The sequence below is a fragment of the Arenibacter latericius DSM 15913 genome (genome assembly GCF_000424985.1).
Taxonomy (GTDB): domain Bacteria; phylum Bacteroidota; class Bacteroidia; order Flavobacteriales; family Flavobacteriaceae; genus Arenibacter; species Arenibacter latericius.
The window spans coordinates 1-19,424 of the sequence record NZ_AUKX01000065.1 but is presented as its reverse complement, the minus strand read 5'-3'; the positions used below and the strand labels follow the sequence as shown (position 1 = coordinate 19,424).

The 19,424-nt window shown below is 37.2% G+C and carries 10 protein-coding genes and 2 pseudogenes; 1 reads left to right on the top strand and 11 read right to left on the bottom strand.

Annotation, left to right across the window (positions count from 1 at the left end; genetic code table 11):
- The 10 genes and pseudogenes from H344_RS0115565 to H344_RS0115510 all read right to left on the bottom strand — a co-directional run.
- Positions 1–311: pseudogene (locus tag H344_RS0115565) on the bottom strand (transposase); the annotation flags it as partial.
- 225 nt (positions 312–536) lie between these two features.
- Positions 537–1,697 (bottom strand): OmpA family protein, encoded by a 1,161-nt coding sequence (locus tag H344_RS0115560; protein WP_026811142.1) that lies wholly within the window; start codon positions 1,695–1,697, stop codon positions 537–539.
- Between the two features lie 1,062 nt (positions 1,698–2,759).
- Entirely contained in the window at positions 2,760–3,932 is a 1,173-nt protein-coding gene (locus H344_RS0115555; RefSeq protein WP_026811141.1) for an OmpA family protein, read from the bottom strand.
- 1,216 nt (positions 3,933–5,148) lie between these two features.
- Entirely contained in the window at positions 5,149–6,291 is a 1,143-nt protein-coding gene (gene bshA / locus H344_RS0115540; RefSeq protein WP_026811139.1) for an N-acetyl-alpha-D-glucosaminyl L-malate synthase BshA, read from the bottom strand.
- A gap of 1,530 nt (positions 6,292–7,821) precedes the next feature.
- The gene (locus tag H344_RS0115535; RefSeq protein ID WP_026811138.1) at positions 7,822–10,734 is read right to left on the bottom strand and encodes a glycoside hydrolase family 3 N-terminal domain-containing protein; all 2,913 of its coding nucleotides are present in this window, start codon (positions 10,732–10,734) and stop codon (positions 7,822–7,824) included.
- 102 nt (positions 10,735–10,836) lie between these two features.
- Positions 10,837–11,319: a hypothetical protein gene (locus tag H344_RS0115530; RefSeq protein ID WP_026811137.1), complete on the bottom strand. Its 483-nt coding sequence runs from the start codon at positions 11,317–11,319 to the stop codon at positions 10,837–10,839.
- A gap of 125 nt (positions 11,320–11,444) precedes the next feature.
- Positions 11,445–12,236 carry a (Fe-S)-binding protein gene (locus tag H344_RS0115525; protein WP_026811136.1) on the bottom strand — a complete coding sequence of 264 codons (792 nt, stop codon included), beginning with the start codon at positions 12,234–12,236 and terminating at the stop codon, positions 11,445–11,447.
- Between the two features lie 22 nt (positions 12,237–12,258).
- Positions 12,259–13,578 (bottom strand): (Fe-S)-binding protein, encoded by a 1,320-nt coding sequence (locus H344_RS0115520; protein ID WP_026811135.1) that lies wholly within the window; start codon positions 13,576–13,578, stop codon positions 12,259–12,261.
- Between the two features lie 3 nt (positions 13,579–13,581).
- On the bottom strand, positions 13,582–14,547 hold the full coding sequence (locus H344_RS0115515; protein WP_026811134.1) for an MlaD family protein: 966 nt from the start codon (positions 14,545–14,547) through the stop codon (positions 13,582–13,584).
- Positions 14,548–14,715: 168 nt separating this feature from the next.
- Positions 14,716–15,966, bottom strand: coding sequence for an N-acetylmuramoyl-L-alanine amidase family protein (locus H344_RS0115510; protein ID WP_026811133.1), 1,251 nt, complete (start codon positions 15,964–15,966; stop codon positions 14,716–14,718).
- A 130-nt stretch (positions 15,967–16,096) separates the two neighbouring features.
- Here H344_RS0115510 and H344_RS0115505 point away from each other — a divergent pair, with 130 nt between their 5' ends.
- Complete coding sequence (locus tag H344_RS0115505) at positions 16,097–18,805, top strand: putative LPS assembly protein LptD (RefSeq protein ID WP_034256813.1); 2,709 nt, start codon at positions 16,097–16,099, stop codon at positions 18,803–18,805.
- A gap of 236 nt (positions 18,806–19,041) precedes the next feature.
- Here the strand turns inward: H344_RS0115505 and H344_RS21905 are convergent.
- Positions 19,042–19,424 (bottom strand): annotated as a pseudogene (locus H344_RS21905) (hypothetical protein); the annotation flags it as partial.

Genomic DNA, 19,424 nt, shown 5'->3' with positions numbered 1-19,424 from the left:
ATCTTTATTCCTTAGAATAAAATGATATATTACGTGTCGCTCTTGGAGAAGATGCTCACCGCCTTTTTTAATATATCCCGCTCCATTTTGACTTCTTTCAGCTCTTTCTGCAAGGCCTTGAGTTCCTTCTCCTGAGGGGAAACCTCTCTTTTCTTGTCAAAATCCCCCGATTTAGCTTCATATTCCCTTTTCCATCGACGTATCATACCATCGTTCAGACCATAGTCCTCACCAATCTGTTTTGCCTTTAATCCAGATTTTAATAGATCAACTATCATAATCTTGAATTCATTATCATACTGTTTTGCCATAATTCAAATATACTTATTACGGACTTAATAAATTAGTACCATCAAAGGTAGACACTCCACCTATATTCAAATCAGCCCAATTAGCACATTAAACAAAACAAAAACACCAGCTATACTCAAATTGCTTTGAGCTTAACTGGTGTTCGTATTTTAAGAACCTCTCCTACTCTACTATCACCACTCCAAAGGAATAGGTACGATAGGTAGTAAGAAGAACTCCATTAATTAGAAGCTAGAAACTTCAAACTCAGATCTTCTGTTAACTCTATGCTTAGCTTCTGGGCAGTATTTAGTACCATCACAGTCGTTTAACAGCTTTTTCTTACCAAAGCCTTCTCCGTTGAATCTACTAGCATCGATACCTTTCTCATTCACCATGTAATCTATAGTGTTCTGAACTCTTTTCTCTGTTAGCTTTAAGTTGTATTCCTGAGGTCCTCTAGCATCTGCATGAGAGGTAACATATAAAGTAACGGTTGGATTGGCAATCATGATTTCAGCAAGCTTATCTAAGCTTTCTTTCTCTGTATTGGTTATAGTAGCAGAGTTGAATCGGAAGATAACGTGATCTACTTCTTTTACTGCATTTTCAATCTGTAGCCTTCTTTGTTTCTCAGCCTCTTCTTTAGCTTTCTCCTCTGCAGCTAAACGAGCTTGCTCTTTTTCTCTAGCCAAACGCTCAGCTAAGAGTCGAGCTTCTTCCTCTGCTTTTTTAGCAGCATTGATAGAATCTTGAACTCTTTGGTTTTCTTCAATTAAGGCTAATTTCTCCATTCCTTTTTTAGAAAGGCCTTTCTCTATCCCGAAACGATATACTACCCCAGCAGCATGCTGAAAATGATTCTCTGCGTCTATACCAAACTTCCCTGAGCTACTGAAATCCAATCCAAACCGATCAGAAAACCAGGTCCTAAAACCAACTACGGCATTATAAGTAGTCATATCCTGATTATTGGCTCTGGTATATCCCAATCCGACCCCTACATAAGGATCAAAGAATCCGGTTTCCCCAATAATTTTGTTTAGGTCATAGCTTAATCTAGCATCAACCGCATAATAATCTGTTTCCGTAGTATTAGGCACTCTATTAACTATTTTCCCTACTTTATATTTGTTATAGGACCCAATAGCTTCAATACCCAAACCACTTTTAAAATACCTTCCTATACTTAATCTAGAAGGAAAAGCCACGGCATTCCAATTGTCCTTTACATTGAAAAATTGCTCGAATCGATAATCGGAATTATCCACAAAATTGTACCCTAAGCCCACCATCCAAGCACTCTCAACAATATAATCCTTGTCCGTAAGCTGCAATTCTTGAGCGGAATTCACATTAAATGAACCAACAAATAATGCAATTAACATAAACCTGAATAACTTCATAATATCATAAATTAAATCCGTGGGTAATATTAGCTAGATTTTCAATGGAAACAATTAAAACTCCATAAAAAACATATATTATCGACTATAACCTATAATTGAAATTTACAAATATCGCTAACTATTTTTTTGATTGAGATGGGTCTGTAAACAGTTTTTATAGTATTAAGTACAAAGTAGTTAGTATTAAGAAAAAGTATTGAGTAGTGAGTAGTGAGTATTTAGATTTGGTTCAGTGGTCAGTTTTAATAGTATTAAGTACAAAGTATTGAGTAGTTAGATTTGTTCGGTACAAGCCTGGAACGTTTTAACAGTTAACAGTAAACAATTATCAATTAACAATGGGTTAGCAATACTAATGAGATTTTTTACTTTTTACCAGTTTTAAAAACCGGTGAACCCTAATCTGGAAAGTTCAGATACTATTGGCGGCAAATGATGTGTGATTTCTCTCTAGATGGATCGGGACTTTACGAAAAGTAACTCTTGTCGAAATGACTGTTATCATTAAAAATTACCTCTCCCGCTAAATACTGGTACTAATGGAAGCCGGTTTACCTATCGGAGATAGGCGCAGCCAATATCACTTGAATTCCGAATAATGGACGAAAGCTCCGAGAACAGGAGCGGAGGAACGTAGCGACGCGGAGTTTCGTCCATGGTTTTTCGACCTCGGTGTCGAAAAAATTCATCATTCAAGGTGTCTTCGCCATCGCTACAGCTGGCTCCTCAAAGTCAAAGGTACAACGTACCTTCACTTTTCGGCCCTGGGCGATGTGAAAAACCGACGAAGGAGGTTCATGAATACCCATAAAAAACAAATAAAAACCAATGAACTAAATGAACGAACATTCTAAGCAAGGAAGAACCCCTATAGATTAGTTAATAAGCACTTTTGTGAAGTACTAATAAACTCAGGTCGAAACGACTCTCTTATCAAGAATCTCTAATCAGAAAAACACATATTAAACAAAAACACCAGCTATACTCAAATTGCTTTGAGCGATAGCTGGTGTTTAAAAAATTTAGTAACCTAAATCTTTATTGAAACCCTAGATCTAATTAGAGACCAGAAACTTCAAACTCAGATCTTCTGTTAACTCTATGCTTAGATTCTGGGCAGTACTTAGTACCATCACAGTCGTTTAATAACTTCTTCTTACCGAAGCCTTCTCCGTTGAATCTACCTGCATCAATACCTTTCTCGTTCACCATATAGTCTATAGTGTTCTGTACTCTTTTCTCGGTTAACTTTAAGTTATACTCCTGAGATCCTCTAGCATCTGCGTGAGAAGTAACATATAAAGTTAACGTTGGATTAGCTTTCATAATTACAGCAATCTTATCTAATCTATCCTTCTCTGTTTGGGTAATTGCAGATGAGTTGAATGGGAAGATCACGTGACCAGCTTCTTTAATTTGCTTTTCGATTTCTAATCTTCTTGCTTGTTCTGCCTCTTCTTTAGCCTTCTTTTCAGCAGCTAAACGAGCTTGCTCTTTTTCTCTAGCCAAACGCTCAGCTAATAGTCTTGCTTCTTCCTCAGCTTTCTTAGCAGCGTTGATAGAATCCTGTACTCTTTGTTGCTCATTGATTAAGGCTAATTTCTCTAAACCTTTCTTAGAAAGTCCTTTCTCAATTCCGAAACGGTAAACTACCCCAGCAGCATGCTGTAAGTGGTTACTACCTTCATCACGCATACTCCATTTTCCTGTAGTACTAAAATCTAATCCGAAACGATCTGAGAACCAGGTTCTAAAACCTACAACTCCGTTATAAGTACCTTGCTTTAATCCACCATATTTACCATAACCTAAACCAGCACCGATATAAGGATCAAAGAAACCAGTCTCTCCAATTATCTTATTTAGGTCATAGCTCAATCTAGCGTCTATCATTCCATAGTTATAAGTTCCTGCAGTGTTAACAGCACCATCAATAACTTTACCTTCTTTATATTGGTTATAGGTACCAATTAATTCTAGCCCTAAACCACTCTCGAAATATCTTCCGATAGTAAGTCTTGATGGATAAGCCAGTGCATTCCAATTATCTAAATCGAACTTGTCACCAATGTTGGTTCCTGTTCCGGCGTCATCCACAAAGTTGTATCCTAAGCCAATAATCCAGGAGCTTTTTACAATATGGTCTTTATCGGTTAATCGCAACTCTTGCGCGGTATTAACATTAAAGGAAAGAACCAGTAAAAAAACTAATACTAATCTACATGCTTTCATCAAAATTCTATTTTTTATTTTTAATCTATTAAACGTCAAAATTAAGCCAAATTTCTCTTACAAACCACTCATTTCCTACTAATTTTAACTTAAATGCAATAATATTCGACAACCTGCGTTTATTTTGTTTATTCTCAATAATATAATAATATTTTTCAAAATTTTATTACGCAAGCAAGGCGTTTATCTAATATTTTTTAAAATATTATCATAAATCAATGGCTTGCAACCATTTAAAATTGTTAAGGATTTATTAAAAACTATTTGTAAGAAACTTCTTAATAATTTTGTTGTATCAATTTAGGCGTAACTATTTGTTTTGCGAGTTCCCGCAATAGTATAAATACACAACGGTGTAGTAGCTATATTATTATGTTTATTTATGTTATTAAGAATATTCTCCACCCCTTTTTTAATGCCATTTTGAGTTTCTTTTCTCACATAAAGTTCCAAATCTTTCTGTCCGCTAATTAATCCTGCACCATAAAATAAAACGAATTCCACCAATAGACTCCTATAAGTTTTGAGCCAGTCTTTACAAACTCTTTATATATATCTGTATTTAAATAGATTTTTGACGAGATGGGGTCTTTTTATAGGTTTTATTTTTCTCTGGCCTATCGAAAATTTATCGTGAAATTTGAATGAGGATCGAACGTTAAGAAATAGTCCTGTGGACTATTTTAGTGAAGAGGCCAGACTGCCGCGCTGGCAATTTTAGGCTGTCTGAGCTAAACGAATTATCTTATTTAGATGTTTATCAATAGCGAGTTCCTAAAATTTAGGTGTTGATCGATAAATTTAGATAAAGATTCGTAAGCCTAGATTTTTTTGGTTCGTTTTTTATTCATGGTCGTACCTATTGTTTTTTTAAAGGTATTCATGAATGCTATGCATTTCATCAATGGAAAAAATGAACAGAATTAGTATTTAGATCAGAACTGGTATTCTTCCTTAAAATTTACTTCAGGAATAGGCAGACCAGGTTTTCTAGTTTTGTTGATTTCAGAAAAAAGAATTTTCAACATTTTCTCCCCACTAATAACCTGAAAACTGGAATCGGTTATATTGCTATAGGAGTCTTGCATTACCAATTGCAGCGTGGAGGTAGGTTACTCTTGATTTTCCTTTATACTAGAGTCCGACTTTTATTGTGCTGTACAGAAAGTTAGACTCATTACCGCTAGGAAACCAAGAAGAAACCGCATTATAAGTTTCATTCTTCATTCTTATGTCGGTCTGAAAAAGCCTTTTCATATATAGCCTCATATAGCGGTAGGACTTTTAATATATCAAAATCTAAAGCAGCATTATAGGCATTATCTTTAAACTTCTCTAGCGTTTCATCGTCCTTTAATATTTTAAGGGCATTCTCTGCCATTTCATCAACATTCCCTACATCACTTAAATAACCGGTCTCCCCCTGTCTGTTAACCTCCGGAATTCCGCCTGTATTACTAGATACTACTGCTACTCTGTTAATCATAGCTTCTAGTGCTGCCAAACCAAAGCTCTCTGTTTGAGAAGGCAATAAGAAGAGATCGGAAAAACAAAGTATCCTATCTACCTCATTACTATTCCCTAAGAAAATAACCTTATCTTCTATTCCTAGCGACACACATAATTCCTCTGCTGCTTCTTTCTCTGGCCCCTCTCCTACCATGACCAATTTAGCAGGCACCTTTTCCTGTATTTTATGGAAGATGTGAATTACATCAGGAATACGCTTCACTTGCCTAAAATTACTAATATGCGTAATGATTCGTTCATAGTCTTCCGCCATTAAGGACCGTTGACAATCCGTAAACGTAGTGCTGTATTTCCGTTTATCGATAAAATTAGGAACTACTTCTATCTCCTTTTTTATATCGAATATTTCTAGAGTACTCTTTTTTAAGTTCTCTGATACGGAGGTCACCACATCGGACTTATTGATACTGAAGGTAACTGCCGGTTTATAAAAAGGATGCTTCCCCACCAAGGTAATATCCGTTCCGTGAAGTGTAGTAACCATAGGCACATAGATGCCCTCCTCTTCCAACATCTTCTTTGCCATATACCCTGCATAGGCATGGGGAATAGCATAGTGTACATGCAATAACTCTATTCCATGTAGTTTTATGGTATCTACCAATTTACTGGATAATGCTAGTTCGTAAGGTTGATATTGAAACAAGGGGTATTCTGGTACATTTACTTCATGAAAATGTATTTTATTGCTCAACAACTCCAGTCTCACGGGTTGCCTATAGGTGATAAAATGAATTTCGTGTCCCCTATTAGCAAGGGCAATTCCCAATTCTGTGGCCACGACTCCACTTCCCCCAAATGTGGGATAACATACGATTGCTATTTTCACTCGTTTTTTATTTTTTTTATTATAGAATATCAGGGGACCTTCATCTGCTGCCATCATAGTTGTTCCCCGCAAGTACTTTTTTTACAAAACACCTAATAAGCCATAAATTTATTCAAATTATTCCACTGTACCATTTTATTACAGCATAGATTGGTAACCAGCCCCGTGATCTATCACGGGGGTTAGGAGTAAATCTAATGAAAATAACGGCTTTAGCCGAAGCTATGGCTAGTACAAAGTATTAAGTATAAAGTATTGAGTAGTGAGAATTGAGTAGTGAGATTTGATTGTCACCAACCTGGAATGCCTTAACAGTAAAAGTTTATTTCTTACTGAAATTAGATATTTAAATTTAGTATGTAGCCTCTCCTTCTTTTACGCCAAAAAAGTGTTACGCCTAAAGGGTGGACTTTTTATCAGGTTCCCAAAAACCTCAATAAAAAGGAAATGAATAGCCCCGTGATTTATCACGGGGGTAAGAGTAAATATTATGAAAATAACGCCTTTAGCCGAAGCTATGGCTAGTACAAAGTATTAAGTATAAAGTACTGAGTAGTGAGAATTGAGTAGTGAGATTTGAGTAGTGAGATTGTTCGGTACAAACCTGTAATGCCCTAACAGTGAAAGATTATTCCTTACTGAAATTAGATATTTAAATTTAGTATGTAGCCTCTCCTTCTTTTACGCGAAAAAAGTGTTACGCCTAAAGGGTGGACATTTTATCAGGTTCCCAAAAAACTCAATAAAATGGAATTGAATAGCCCCGTGATTTATCACGGGGGTTAGGAGTAAATCTAATGAAAATAACGGCTTTAGCCGAAGCTTTCGCTAGTACAAAGTATTAAGTATAAAGTAGTGAGTAGTGAGAATTGAGTAGTGAGATTTGATTGTCACCAACCTGTAATGCCCTAACAGTGAAAGATTATTCCTTACTGAAATTAGATATTTAATTTTAGTATGTAGCCTTTCCCTCTTTTACGCCAAAAAAAAGTCTTAGCCCCTACCCCTAAAGGGTAGACTTTTTCACAAACTAACAGAACTATGATTCAACAGCATCGACATATCGCAGATTAATTAACATACAAATTGAAAGTATTAATCCGTTCGAACGAACAAACGAACGACAGGACAGTATAAAAAACTCACACAAGCAGCTAAATGAAATCATCCTACAATGCGAATTTATATTCTGAACAAAATCCAACCAATTAGCAAATCTTCAAATTACCAAATTTAAAATTCTTCCAATCACCAACACATCCCGTCCGAAAATCGAGCTGGACAGGGCCGATTCGCATCAAATAAGTTTTAAGAATTATTCAAAAAACGATTTATTGAACATCAACTTAAGAAATGTCAACAAACCATAAAATAAAGAAATAGGATTTATAGGGTTAGTTATCCCGAAACAAACCTATAATACATCAAACAGAAGCTATTAAGAACCTGCGACAAAACAAAACAAGGAGGAAAAAACATTAGGAATTATAAATCTCCCTTAGAGAGCAGATAAAAACGAAAAAGGAGAAACTAATTTAAAATAGCCTCATAAATCTTTTCTTGAATCCGTGTTCTAAGTCCAGACTTTATTAAAAGCGTATTACTTGCTGAAGGAAAGGTTCTATTAGATAAAAACACATAAACCAAGTCTTCCTCCGGATCTGCCCAAGTATAAGTGCCTGTAAATCCGCTATGACCAAAGCTTTTTCTAGAAACCACTTCACTGGCAGGTCCCCCACCATTAGGATCGGGCTTATCAAAACCTACTCCCCTTCTTACATTCTTATTGCAGAAATAACAGGTGTTGAATTTCTTCACGGTTCTACTTTCTAAAAACTGCTGCCCTCCATAGTAGCCATTCTGCAGGTACATCTGCATTATCTTAGCTACATCATTAGCATTACTAAAGAGTCCGGCGTGACCCCCAATACCACCTTGCATAGCCGCTGCCATATCGTGCACATACCCATGTACACGTTGGTAACGATAATAATTATCATCTTCAGTAGGTACAATTTTGTCTTTGGGAAATTGCTTTAAAGGATTATAACCGATATTGGTGGCTCCAAGAGGCTTATAGAAAAAGTCTGAGGTTAACTTCCCCAAATCAAATTTATAGGTATCCTCAATATATTTTTTCATTACAAAAAAAGCCAAATCACTATAACGGTACCTATTGGCCTTTAACGTCTGCCGCTCTATCCTATTATATATGGAATCTTTATAATGATCTGCAATATACAAATGGTCTGCTACCTGTACCGAAAACCCATCGGTGACCTGGTTGCGATAAAATTCTGGGGAGGGCTTTCTATCCTCATCTAGTGTGCTTAGGTAAAAAGCAATCCAAGCCGGCAACCGACCGTAATGTGATAAGGCTTTTAGCACGGTCACATTCCGCAAGTCCGACTTAGAAAAGGAAGGAATCATCTCCTCAAAGGTGGTGTCTAGTTGCAATGTGCCCTCTTCCTCCATCTTCATCACCATAGGAAGGGTGGCCAATATTTTTGTAAGCGAAGCCAAATCGTATAAATGATTGGTAGTAATCTTCTCCTTAGAATCGTACGTAGGTTTTCCAAAACCTTTATTATAAACTACTTTTCCTTTTCTCGCCACTAATACCTGTGCGCCAGGAAACATAAGAGAATCTATACCCCCCTTCACCATCTTATCTATTTGCGCTAGTTTACTAGAACTTAACCCTACACGCTCTGGAATGCTATATCCCAAACGCATAAGAGAAGGTACTGCTACCGAAGTATTTACTGGGAAGTCCGCATGAGAAGTTACCGGAAGTACCCCTTTCGCAGGAATAGCTCCAAAAATTACCTGTGCCGTTTTTTCCTGTGCTATTTTACTGTTTTGATACCCTACTACTACCGCATCTATATTTTGGAAGGTAGGAATATCTAATAACGCATAAGGTCTTGCAAAGAGCGCTAAAATAACGTTAGAGGTGCGTTCCGCAGCAATCTCCTGTAACCAATCTAATTCCCGCTTACTAAACTTATAGGATTTCCACGGGTTAGCATTACTCTTATGGAAGCCTATGATTACTAAATTGTAGGCCTTTAGACCCGCTTTTAGCGTTTCTATATCCTTTCCATTAATTTGGGTGACCTTAGCATATTTATTAAGCTCTTCTAGGAAGGGATCACTATTATCATCCCCAAACTTTACATAGGCTATCTTCTTGTTCTCTAATTTTTTAATCCCCAGTAAAGAAACCTTATTTTTTACTACGGTTATGGCATTCTCTATAGCCTCTTCATAAATGATATCGTCTTCCAAAGAATTTAGATCCTCATATAGGTTATCTATTTTTATGGGACTATACTGATGTAAGCCTACCTTATATTTTGCCATCAATATTTTCTTTACAGAATAGGCCAATCTATTTTCGGTAATCCTGCCATTGTGATAGGCCTCTAATAGTTTTGCTTTTGCTTTTGGTACATCTAAAGGCATCAGGAGAATATCATTACCGGCAATAAATGCAGCTAGCTCTACTTCCCCTTCTTTGGCATAATTAGACACGCCCTTCATATTTAACGCATCGGTAAAAACCAATCCCTTAAAATTTAATTCCTCTTTTAGCACCCCGCTAATAATCTGTTCGGATAAAGAGGAAGGGAACCCCTCTCTAATTTCTAAAGCAGGAACACTTAAATGAGCTACCATTACACTGCTTAACCCTTCTTTTATCAATTTTCTATAAGGATATAGCTCTATACTATCTAACCGCTCTCGGCTGAAATCGATAACTGGTAATGCCTTATGCGAATCTACTTCCGTATCGCCATGCCCAGGGAAATGTTTCCCGCTAGAGAGTACGCCAGCGCTTTCCATTCCCTTCATAAAAGCAATACCCTTTTGTGCTACATTTTCTCTATCTTCCCCAAAAGAACGATTTCCTATAATTGGATTTTTTGGGTTGATGTTGATATCGATATCCGGAGCGAAATTTATATGAACTCCCAATCGGTTAGCATGTTTTCCTATTTGACGGCCTACCTTTTCTACAATAGCATTATCGGTAATCGCTCCCAAGGTCATATTCCATGGGAAGGCGTAGGTAGAATCTAAGCGCATAGACAAGCCCCATTCCGCATCCATCCCTATCATAAGGGGGATTTTAGAATTTTTCTGAAATTCATTTGTCAGATGTGCCTGCCTCACCGGACCTCCCGTAGAAAAGATGATGCCTCCTAAATGATGGTCTCTAATTAGTTTCTTTGTTCTTTCTGCACTGGCTTTCCCTTGGTCTGAATGGACCATGATCATAAAAAGCTGCCCTAGCTTTTCATCTAGGGTCATTTTCTGATAGGTAGCCTCTACCCATGCACGTTGCTGAAGACTATCCCTATTTACCAAAGGGTTCCCCTGACCGTAGACAGTTAATAATGAGATGAAAAATAAAAAGATAAAAGAAGTGATTCGCATAAATAGGATTCTAAAATTATAAGCGAGCCTTATGCCCTTAATGAAAAATTATTAGGGTACCTTCAAAAAATGAGCCAAACAAAGTCGGTTTGAGGTAAAATATTACATGAATCGAGCATGCCAACTATCGGAAGCGGGAACCTCCCAGTTGTTTTCGTATTCATATTTGTTGGTCACTAAATTATTAAAAACAATAGTATTTTTAGAAACTGCCTTCTGCTTCGCCATTTTTCTAAAATCTGACAAGGGTTTGTAGGCAACAAAATCTCCCTGCTTATAGGAAACATTCATTTTATCTAAAAGGGTGATGTTGTATTTTTTCTCCAATTGCTGTATAAAACTTACAGAAGCGTCTATGGAACAGCCTGATGCTGCCGTTATAGTCTGATCTAAAGCGAGCACAATAAACCTATTGTAACGAATCTCACACCCAGCACGTAAATCACTACCGTGGGCGGTCCACCCCTCAATAAATTCATTTAATAACATTTTCACCTCACTCAGCTCCTCTGGAGAAAAGCTTCTACTAGCTTGGTAAATCCAAACTCTCGCCTCATCTGGTAATGTACTGAACTCTACTAACATTATTATGTGTTTATATGTTGCCCCAAAAAATAGCTCTTGGGGATTTACTTATTAAATTATTTGATGAATTTTACTTTTATATATGGTCCTAATTACACCAAATAGGATACCATATTATCGAATTTCTACAGGTCTTCTGCTTGGGCAATTAATTCGGCTATATCCATAACGGCAATAGAAGCTTCTTTATCCTTGCCTTTTACTCCATCCGTCATCATTGTATTACAAAAAGGACAACCGGCTGCAATAATTTCTGGTTTTACTTCTATAGCCTGTTCCGTGCGCTTTATATTGATGTCCTTATTGCCTTTCTCGGGCTCTTTAAACATCTGTGCTCCTCCGGCACCACAACAAAGTCCGCGCGACTTACAGCTTTTCATTTCTACGAGTTCTGCATCTAATTTTCTTATAAGATCTCGTGGTGCCTCATAAACGTTATTAGCTCGCCCCAAATAACAGGGATCGTGAAAAGTAATTCGCTTTCCTTTAAACTGTCCGCCTTCCACAGAAATACGTCCAGAATCTAACAAATGTTTTAGGAACTGGGTATGATGTACTACCTCGTAATTCCCACCTAATCCGGGATATTCATTTTTTATGGTATTAAAACAATGTGGACATGCGGTAACTATCTTTTTCACCTCATAACCATTTAATACCTCTATATTGGTAACGGCCTGCATTTGAAACAAAAACTCGTTCCCCGCTCTCTTGGCCGGATCACCAGTACAGCTCTCCTCGGTTCCCAATGCGGCAAAACTAACCTTAGCCTTGTTTAATATTTTTACAAAAGCCTTTGTTATTTTTTTAGCCCTATCATCAAAACTTCCTGCACAGCCTACCCAAAATAAAACTTCGGGTTGTTTGCCTGCTGCAAAAAGTTCGGCCATGGTAGGCACTTTTATTTCGTTTTCCATTCTAACCTATCTTATTTTACGATTACTTGGCCCAGTTAATTCTGTCCATCTGATTAAAAGGCCATGGTGCCCCATTATTTTCTATATTACCCATCATATTATTTAAATCTGATGGGGCAGCAGATTGCTCCATTACTAGATACTGCCTCATTTCCATGATTATAGATAAGGGATCTATACTTATAGGACATGCCTCTACACAGGCATTACAGGTGGTACAGGCCCACAACTCCTCGTGAGTGATATAATCCCCTAGCAATTGCTTTCCATCTGGTACAAACTCCCCATTATTGGCATCCATATTCTTCCCTACCTCTTCTAACCTATCCCTAGTATCCATCATAATCTTTCTAGGAGATAGTTTCTTTCCGGTAAGGTTAGCCGGACATTCACTAGTACAGCGTCCACATTCCGTACAGGTATATGCATTTAATAATTGCGTCCATTTTAAATCCATCACATCAGAGGCACCAAATTTTTCCGGTGGCGGTGCATTTTCATCAGGCGCCGCAAAGGGATCTGCATTAGGATCCATCATTAATTTCACCTCTTTGGTAACAGATTCCAAATTATCAAACTGTCCTTTTGGTCGCACTTTTCCAAAATAGGTATTCGGGAAAGCCAAAAGGATATGTAAATGCTTAGAATAATACAGGTAATTAAGAAATAGTAATATCCCTATAATATGCAACCACCAGGCTGTGCGCTCCCAAAAAATAATGGTAGAGGCGGACATGTCCTGAAATAAAGGTGCTATAAACTGACTTACAGGAAAGGCTCCTGCCTTAGTATAATGGGCCACATCCATTTGCTGTAATTGATAATCAGCAGCATTCATAGTTAGGAAAAGAACCATCAATACAAATTCTATATACAGAATTAGATTCCCATCCTTTTTAGGCCACCCAGCCATTTCAGGATTTAAAAATCGTTTTAACTTAATAACGTTCCTACGAACCCAAAAGAGAAATACGGCTACAATAACCAACAGGGCTAAAATTTCGAAAGAACCAATTAGGAAACTATAAAACCCACCTAAAAAGGCAAATAGTCGATGCGTACCCAATAATCCGTCTAATATTATTTCTAGGACTTCTATATTGATAATAATAAACCCTACATAAACAATAATATGAAGAAAGCCCGCTATAGGACGTACTACCATTTTACTTTGCCCCAATGCAATCGCAATCATATTCTTCCATCGCTGGGAGGTGTGATCACTAGTATCTACTGACTTTCCTAACTTAATGTTCCGGATAAGCTTTTTTACATTTTTGGTAAAAAATGCAATACCTATAATAAGAAGGATTGCAAATATAATATTGGGGATATACTCCATGGTCTAGTTGGTTATTTCTTCCGCCGGATCGTCAGACGGTACGGTATATTCTTTTTGTTTTTTTCCAAATACAGAAACGTTTACGTAGCGCTTAGGATTTAAACGGAAATCTTGAAGCAATAAATCCAATTGCTTGGATGCATCCGTAAGGTTATTGTATAGGGTTTGGTCGTTAACCAATTTCCCTAAGGAGCCATCACCATTTTCTATTTTGGCCAATACAACATTAAGGTCGTTTACCGTATTCTGCAGCCCCTTCATAGTTTCTCCTAAGCCTGCATTAGCCAAGGAATCTGATAACTTATTAAAATTATCGGTGATGTCACTGATATTACTAATGGAATTCTGTAAATTATCCTTATTGCTGTTCATAATGGAATTAAGTGCGTCTGCACTCCCTTGGAAACTCTTTACCATAGTATTGAGTCCAGCTATACTTTCTCTAAGGTCTTTCTTAGCTTTAGGGTCTAACACTTCATTTACACTAATCAATAAAGAATCTGCATTAGAGATAGCGTCTTCTACCTTTTGCTGTAAAGGTGTAAGCTTTTGCTGTAATAATTCTGTTAAGCCTGGCCTACTAGCAGAAGCTAAGGTATCTCCGGAAACGGCTGTTGGCGCTCCATCAAAAACAGGTTTAATCTGAATTCCCTTCCCTCCTATTATACCAGTATCATAGATTTCTGCCTTACTGTTTTTGGAAAAAGAAAAATCATTACTCACCGTAAAAGTGACTAATAAATTCCCTTCAGAATCATTAAAACGAATGTCTTTTACCTTTCCAACAGAAAAACCGTTAATGGTTACTTGGGTTCCCGATTGCAATCCGCCAACATGATTGTAAACGGAATAGAAGGTTTTACTATTATCGAATAGTGGTGAGGACTTTAAATAACTAAATCCTAAAATGAATAACAGAATACCGCCTATAACAATAATTCCTGTTTTTACTTCTCTAGATATTTTCATAAGTAGCTATTAATTCTTTTTCAATGACCCTATGCAAACTTGCCTGGCGGCAGTCAGGTTTACATTTCTTCATTAGTATCTACGACCAGATTCCGGTCATACTCATTTCAAAAGATTCTATTTTTCGGTTGTTAACAAAATTAGAAATAATTTTAATAAGACTTGGTATTATTCGGAAAGGTATTTAAGGGCTTCACTTTCAGAAATCCGCTTTCCGTTCTTATAAGCGACAATATACGAAGTTGTATATCCTTTAGCAACAGCATTGCTTTTAAGCAAGGTAGCCTGAAAATGGTCTTCCGTCTCCCCATACATATACCTATATAAATTGTTATAATTTTCTTTTGATAGGGTATTTAGTCCCTTAAAATTTTCTGATTCCAAGGCGATATTCTTCCCGCTTGCAAATATTTGCACCTTAAAAACAATATCAGCTGACTTTTTTGTGGCGTTTTTTGATTCTTCCTTTACCTTATCAGTAGCTTTATCCGCAACCTTTTCCGATTTGTTCTTAACTACCACCTTAGGCTTACTAACAGATTTAGATCCTTTTCCCGCCGCGTCTTCTTTAACAGTAGCTGTGGGTTTATTAGCATCTACTATCACCAAATTATTCTTTTTAACCACCGGTTCTGCAACCACCACGTACTCTTCCTTATAAGAAATAATGGCATCTGCAATGGCTCCTGCCATTTCCTCTTTTCCTCTTTTAGAATTTAGATAGGCGCCTTCACTCTTATTGGTTAAGAATCCTGTCTCTACCAATACACTAGGCATAAAAGTTTGATGCAATACAATAAATCCTGCTTGCTTTACCTTACGGTCATTTCTTTTTAGCTTTTTAGAAAAATTATCCTGCATTAGTTTAGCAAGATTGATACTCTGGTCTAAAAATTCTTCTTGCATAATGGTAAGACCAATAACAGATTCTGGGGAATCTATATTATAATCGGCATACCTAGTCTCATAATCGTCCTCCAAATAAATTACCGAGTTTTCCTTTTTGGCGATCTCAAAGTTTTGTCGATTAGCATGTAACCCTAATACAAACGTTCCTGCACCATGGGCATTTGAAGTATGGGAATCACAATGCACGGATACAAAAAGATCTGCATTGGCTTTATTGGCAATCTCTCCACGCTTAAAAAGGTCTACAAAAGTATCGTCCTTTCTGGTATAGATAACTTTAATCCTTGGGTTTTTCTCTAAAATTTTTCCGGCACCCAAAACTATTCCTAATGCGATGTCTTTTTCTAGGTAGCCATTTCCCGTATTCCCAGGATCATGCCCTCCATGCCCAGCATCTAATACCACTACAAACGGTTTATCATTGTCTTCTTTGGTCGTTTTTTTCCCAAAGGAAACGAGTAAGAAAGCTGAAAGAAGAATTGATATATGTAAGAAACGCTTTAATTTCATATCGAAAGTTGTAATTTGATCACTATATTAGGTTAAATTTATTGCAATACGCTACTAGCAGAACAAAAAATATATGTAGTTTTGACCCCAAAATAGTGCCGAAACCGTTACAAAAATAGGATATCTAACTTTGCAATCAAATAAACATCATCTACTTTTCCTATTGCTCCTTTTATTTGGTGCATTTACCATTACGGCTCAAGAAGACAGAATAATCCCCTTGCCTATTTCTGGGTATAGCGATACCCTTGTTGCACCTCTTTTCCCTGATCCGAAATTACAGGATTCTATTGCGGTGTCCGATTCTACAAAAATTGATTCTACTAGTGGTAAACAAGCCCTCCTACTCGATAAAATTAAATACAAGGCGAAGGACTATGTAAAATTGAGTCAGAAGGATAAGAAAATTTACCTTTATAATGAAGCTGAGCTCTACTATCAGGATACTGAGTTAAAGGCAGGCGTTATTATAATGGACTACACAAAAAATGAGGTTTATGCTGGTCGCATAAAAGACTCTTTAGGCAATTATACTCAGCTTCCTTTTTTTAAACAAGGTACCAATGAGGTAATCCCAGATTCCATCCGTTTTAATTTTGATACCCAAAAAGCAATTATTTGGAATTCTAGAACAGAACAACAAGCAGGATTAGGGCAATTGGGAAGTGATGCAATGAAAGTTTATGCCGAAGTGACCAAGAAAGAAAACGATTCTGTTTATTTCTTGAGTCAGGGAAAACTAACCACCTCTAAAGACACTATAAATCCCGATTACTATATAAAGATTAACAAAGCCAAATTTGTACCTAAGAAAAAGGTGATCGCAGGATTTAGTAATTTATATATTGCCGATGTTCCTACGCCAATAGCACTGCCTTTTGCTTACTTCCCATTAACCGTAGGTAGAACTGCTGGACTAATGATGCCTACCTTTGGAAGCGACCCAGGAAGGGGGTATTTTCTACAAAATGGTGGATACTATATACCTATTAACGATTATGTAGACCTTACCCTAACAGGAGACCTTTATACCAATGGGAGTTATGGATTAAGAGCACAATCTATATATACCAAGAGATATAAATATAGAGGGAACGTCAATTTTAGGTACGAAAATCTAATTACTAGTCAGAAAGGATTTAGCGATTACAGTAGGAGTACTATTTACAATATTCAGATATCCCATTCCCAAGACCCTAAGAACAACCCTAATTCTAGGTTTCAGGCCTCTGTTAACCTAGGAAGTAGTTCTTACTACCGGAATTCACTCTTACAGCAAAACCTACCGAATACCCAGGTAAACAACTTATCGTCTTCCATCTCTTATTCCAAGACCTTTCCGGCATACCCGTCGGTAAATATGAGTCTTACGGCAACACACAACCAAAACACCAACACAGGAGTGGTAGACCTTACCCTCCCTACCTTACAGGCGAGTATGGAGAGAATTTATCCCTTTGCTCCTAGAGAAGGAATAAAAAAGGGCATCATTCAAAATGTAAACTTTCAGTACAATTTAAATGCTAGGAATAGTATAAGAACAACGGATGAGGATTTTTTAACCGCTAGGATGTTTAACGACTCTAGATTTGGAGCGAGAAATACTATCCCTCTAAGCACTAACTTTAAGGTAGCCAAGCACTTTAGCGTAAGTGTAGGAGGTTCTTATGAGGACGTTTGGACTCTAGAAACCTATAAACGTGGTTACGATCAGGACACCAGAAGAACTGTTATTACAGATACTATTAGTGGATTTGACCGATATAACAAATACAATTTAAGTACAAGTGTAGGAACCACCTTATACGGTACTTTTAATTTTGGGGAAGACAAAAAGATACAGGCCATAAGACACGTTATGAGACCATCTTTAAGCTACGGTTACACCCCTTCTTTTGATCAGTTTTACGACAGCTACATAGGGGCCAACAATGAAGAGCAATATTATAGTCGATTTGAAGGCACCTTAAACGGAGCTCCCGGATTAAATAAATCAAGCTCCCTAAGTTTCTCCTTAGGAAACCAGCTAGAGGCTAAAGTCCGCAGTAAAGATTCTACCGCTACGGAACCCAAAAAGATATCACTACTAAGTAACTTAAACCTATCTGCCGGGTATAATTTTGAGGCCGATTCCCTAAAATTAAGTCCCTTAAATATAACTGGGGGGACCAATATTCTAAACAATAAGATGTCTATTAACTTTGGCGCTAGCTTAGACCCCTATGCTATTGATAATAACGGAACCAGAATAAACACCTTTAATATAGATAACGGTGGAAGTCTCTTTAGACTTACTTCGGCAAGAGCGAATATAAGCTATTCTATAAGCAGCGAAACTTTTGGCAAGAAAGACAATAAAGAAGAGGACGATAATAATGAGTATGATTATGTTGCCGCTAGTGGTGGTAGGGACGATGACCTATTTGGTAAGGCCGAAGACTTTAATAACCGCCCCGGGGACGATAAAGGGAGTTCTGATGAGATAGAAAACCCTTACTACGGCACCAAACTACCTTGGGATCTACGAATGTCTTATGCGGTAAATTACAACAATTTTAACAGACAAAACGCTATAGGGAATCACGCTCTGATGTTCTCAGGGAACATTCAATTATCCCCTAGATGGAAAGTTGGTGGATCTTCTGGGTACGATTTTAAAAACAAGGGCTTCACCCTAACTCAATTACGATTTGAAAGGGACCTGAAGAGTTTTAGAATGAATTTCAACTGGACCCCATTCGGTACTTATAAGCGATGGTATTTCTTTATAGGAATTAAGAGCTCCATCCTTCAGAATCTTAAATGGGAAAACCGTAGTAGACCTACCCGAAGGAGATAGCGTTAGGAAAAAAAGCTCCAAGAGATTGAAGCCATTTCAACCCTCAATTCTCACTACTTAATACTTTGTACTATGTACCTCCCTAATTAGGGTCGATCGGTTTTTAAAACTTGCAAAAATTTAAGATTCTTATAAGTGATACTAACCCATTGTTAATTGATAAATGCTTATTGTTTATTGAGCATTACTGTTTACCGACGACTGGTTACTGATTACTGACCCAAATCTCACTACTATCATCTAACTAGTTCTGTAACTACTTGATCCTTAGATAATAATGATTTTGTCTTTTTAATTGCATTTTCAAGTATTTTTAATTTTTTCCTTAAATATTCTTCGTTCTTGTTCTTGAGTAACGTAGGGTCGAATTCAATTTTTTCTGTAACCATCACATAATGTATTGATGCTATTTTTTTCGCTGTTGCGACTACGGCACTTGCTGCCCCAGTTCTAGATTTTTTGGCTCTGAGGTAGTCACCTAGCTCGTTTTTTGCGTTCCATAGGCCATTGGCGGCTTCGCGGAAGGCTTGTCCAGCCCTGTTTCTTCTTTTCGGAACTTTACTAAAAATGACCTTTCCGCCGGTGATCTTGTTGTTTGGAACTACGTTAAGCCATGACA